This is a genomic window from Vagococcus fluvialis, assembly GCF_003337315.1.
GTDB lineage: Bacteria > Bacillota > Bacilli > Lactobacillales > Vagococcaceae > Vagococcus > Vagococcus fluvialis.
On the sequence record NZ_QPJV01000024.1, the window covers coordinates 1 to 3,558 of the forward strand.

General features: G+C 31.6%; 3 protein-coding genes. All 3 read left to right on the plus strand.

Features of this window, described 5'->3' with window-relative positions; genetic code table 11:
* Window positions 1-203: 203 nt before the first annotated feature.
* The 3 genes from DFR54_RS13040 to DFR54_RS13050 are packed head-to-tail and all read left to right on the plus strand — an operon-like array spanning window position 204 to window position 3,322.
* Window positions 204-1,370: an efflux RND transporter periplasmic adaptor subunit gene (locus tag DFR54_RS13040; RefSeq protein ID WP_114290579.1), complete on the plus strand. Its 1,167-nt coding sequence runs from the start codon at window positions 204-206 to the stop codon at window positions 1,368-1,370.
* A 1-nt stretch (window position 1,371) separates the two neighbouring features.
* A complete protein-coding gene (locus tag DFR54_RS13045) occupies window positions 1,372-2,106 on the plus strand; it encodes an ABC transporter ATP-binding protein (protein WP_086342477.1) in 735 nt (244 codons plus the stop codon).
* Window positions 2,099-3,322: an ABC transporter permease gene (locus DFR54_RS13050; RefSeq protein ID WP_114290580.1), complete on the plus strand. Its 1,224-nt coding sequence runs from the start codon at window positions 2,099-2,101 to the stop codon at window positions 3,320-3,322. The genes DFR54_RS13045 and DFR54_RS13050 overlap by 8 nt, the downstream gene beginning before the upstream one ends.
* The last annotated feature ends 236 nt before the right edge of the window (window positions 3,323-3,558 follow it).

The following is a 3,558-nucleotide window of genomic DNA, read 5'->3' on the forward strand; positions in this document are numbered from 1 at the left end:
TTTTACTAGATAGACGACATGTTTTATATTTAAATAAACTAAAAAAGGACTGATGAATCAAAATTTGATTCATCAGTCCTTTAAATTATAGAGCCAATAAAAATAGGTCTTAGGTTATTTTTTAGGACTTACGTCTGATTTATTTAAATTTCTTTTAAGATAGAATGGAAAGGTATAGTAAAAAAAAAAGGAGTTTTTAGATTATGTCGAAGAAAAAGAAAATCATCATCGGAGTTATAGTGGTCATTGTTATCGCTTTAATAGGGGTTAAATTTTTACTAGGTGGAAAACCTAAAGATCAACCTATGGCAGAGTCTTCAATTGAATACTACACTGTTGAAGATGTAGAACAAGTTTTTATTAATGGAATTGTCACTCCTACTGAATCAAAAGAATTTATCAAAGATGCAACACTTGGTAAATTAGGTGATTTAAATGTTAAAAATGGTGACAATGTAGAAAAAGGCGCTATCCTTTATCAATATGTTGATGAAACAAGTGACAACCAAATTACGGAACTAAAATTCCAAATTGAATCAACACAAGCTGAAAAAGAAAAAGCTGCTCGTCAAATGCAATTAGAACTAAACGAGCTAGGTTCTGCTACTACTTCATCAGGTGAAGGTGGTGCTCAACCTAATACAGCAAATACTCAAGAAAGTATTGCTCTGAAATATGATTTAAATAGCTACGATATTAAAATTGGACAATTACAAAGTCAAATTAATGAATTATACAATAAACAAGTGAATCAAGTTGTTGCCCCATTTAATGGTCAAGTAACAATTCCTCAAGAACAAAATCGTGATACAGCTATTTTAACGTTAACATCAAATGATTTTTATGTTGAAGGTGAAGTTAACGAGCGCGATTTAAGTAAAATTAAAGTTGGTCAACCGGCTGAAGTTAGAACAATAGCTGATAATAAAGTTTACAAAGGTGAAATTCTTTACATCTCAAACTCACCAACAACAGCACAAGCAGGTGCAAATGGTGCCTCTCAACCTAGTAGCGGTAGTGGCGCTCTTTCAACTTATACAGTTAAACTAACACTAAAAGATGGTCAAGATATTAGAACTGGATTCCATGTTCAATCCTCTATTAAATTAGATGATAAAAAAATCACGATTCCTGAAAGTGCTATTCATACAGATGAAAAAGACAAGAAAAAATATGTTTTTGTTGATGATTTTGGTACTGTTTTAAGAAAAGATATTGAAGTTGCTGAAAAAGCAGATGACAAAGGTATGATTATTGTTAACAGTGGTTTAGAAGGCTTAGACAAAATTATTGTTAAATCTGATACTGAACTTAAAAACGGTGAATTATTAGATAATGCTGGTGCAGAAATGCCTGAGGAGATGAAATAACATGACGGAAGAAATTAAACAGGAAACATCCCTTCCCCTTTCTTCCCCTCTGATTGAAATGACTGACATGAATAAATATTACCCAGTTGGTAAAAATCAATTACATGTCTTAAAAAATTTAAATTTAACCATTGAACGTGGTGAATTCTTGATGATCATGGGAAAATCAGGAAGTGGTAAAACAACTTTAATGAATATTATTGGCTTTTTAGATCAAACATCAGATGGTACTTATATTTTCGATGATAAAGACGTTTCTCAACTAACAGAAAATCAAAAATCTGATTTAAGAAATAAATACATTGGTTTTATTTTCCAACAGTTTTTCTTAATTCAATCTTTAAATGTATCTCAAAATGTTGAGTTACCGATGGTTTATGAAGGTCAGAAAAAAGAAAATAAGCGAAAACAAATTGCGGAACATTATTTGAAGCTAGTTGGTCTAGAAGGTAAAGAAAATTCAAAAACAACTGAACTGTCTGGTGGGCAACAACAACGTGTGGCAATTGCTCGTGCGTTAGTAAATGAACCTTTACTAATTATGGCTGATGAGCCTACTGGTGCCCTTGATAGTGAAACAAGTGCTGATATTATGAATATTTTAACGGAACTAAATAAAGAAGGTAAAACAATTGTCATGGTAACTCACGATAATGATATGAAAAAATATGCTTCTCGTGTTGTTTATATGCGTGATGGTATCTTCTTAACTGAGGAGGAGTTTAATAATGCTTAAAAATTTATTATTAAGTACTTTTCTTAGCTTAAAAGCTCATAAACTCCGTGTCTTCTTAACAATGGTTGGTATTATTATCGGTATCACTGCTGTTGTAACAGTCTCTGCTATTGGTGAGGGAATGAAGCAAAGTAGTTTAGAACTGATGGAATCATCAAATGCTGATACCATTCGTTTAATCTATCGTGTTGATGCTGAGGATGAAAATGCTGTTGTTAGTCAAAGTTTTGATGAATTTGCTTTTAGCATGTCAGATTTGAAAATGCTTCGAAAACTAGATGGTATTGATAATATTAGTGCTGATTACGGTTTTGGTTTTGGTAATTCCGAGTCTATCCAAGGAAATTTGGCATTTTTTGAAACCCAATCTGGTGGACAAATTGAAGCTTATTCTAAACCAGATCCTAATGTTACTTTTGGTTCTGATTTTTCAACTGAGGATTTAACTAAAAATAAAATTGTGCTTGCATATGACACTATGCTTTACAATTTAAACATTAAAGAGCCAAAAGATATTATTGGTAAAGCAATTGATGTTGATGGTCAAAAATTCCAAGTAATTGGGGTTAAAAAGAAAATCAATATGGATGAAATGATTATGGATGGTTCTATTTATAGTAATACGATTCCTAAAAAAGCTTTTAACGATTTAGCAAAAAGTAAACCTATCAATGCTATCAAACTTAAAACAAAACAAGATGCTGATCGCATGATGATTATTGAACAAGCTAATGAATTACTTAAATCTTACCATCCTGAATTAGTTGGTAATTTTGAAGAAGATCGTAGTAATGAAACCTTTAGAAAACAAATGGAAGACATGATGCAAGCCATTATCACTGGTCTTTTATTTATCACAGCTATCTCTTTATTAGTTGGTGGGATTGGCGTAATGAATATTATGTATGTTTCTGTTTCTGAGAGAAAACGTGAGATAGGTATTAGACGTGCTATTGGTGCAAAACCTTCTAACATTTTGATTCAATTTCTATTAGAAGCAGCTTTTATTACTTTAATTGGTGGGGTAATTGGTGTGTTACTAGGTTCAGCTATAGCGAACCTAATTTCTGCTCTTATCCCTGATGTTAAAGCAATTGTAAGTCCACAAATGGCATTAATGTCTGCTGGTATCTCAGCAGCAATTGGTCTTTTCTTTGGTGTTATTCCAGCTGTTAATGCAGCTAAAATGGATCCAATTAAAGCTATTTATCAATAAAAAAAGATAGTCTATAGGGCTATCTCAGACTGTAGACAAAGTATCAAAAATTTGATACTTTGTCTTTTTTTCTTGGTAAAATAGAGAAAAGGAGTTGCTTCCATGCTAAAAAAACAAGATATGAGCAAACGTAATCAAATTGGTTTTTATTCTCTAGAAGATTTAGTTCCCAAGGAACATCTATTAAGAGATATTGATAAATATGTAGATTTTAATTTTATTTATAAGTTAGTTGA

Excerpts from the sequence above, each read along its gene's own strand:
- DFR54_RS13040 (WP_114290579.1), top strand. The coding sequence starts at position 204 with ATGTCGAAGAAAAAGAAAATCATCATCGGAGTTATAGTGGTCATTGTT.
- DFR54_RS13045 (WP_086342477.1), top strand. The coding sequence starts at position 1,372 with ATGACGGAAGAAATTAAACAGGAAACATCCCTTCCCCTTTCTTCCCCT.
- DFR54_RS13050 (WP_114290580.1), top strand. The coding sequence starts at position 2,099 with ATGCTTAAAAATTTATTATTAAGTACTTTTCTTAGCTTAAAAGCTCAT.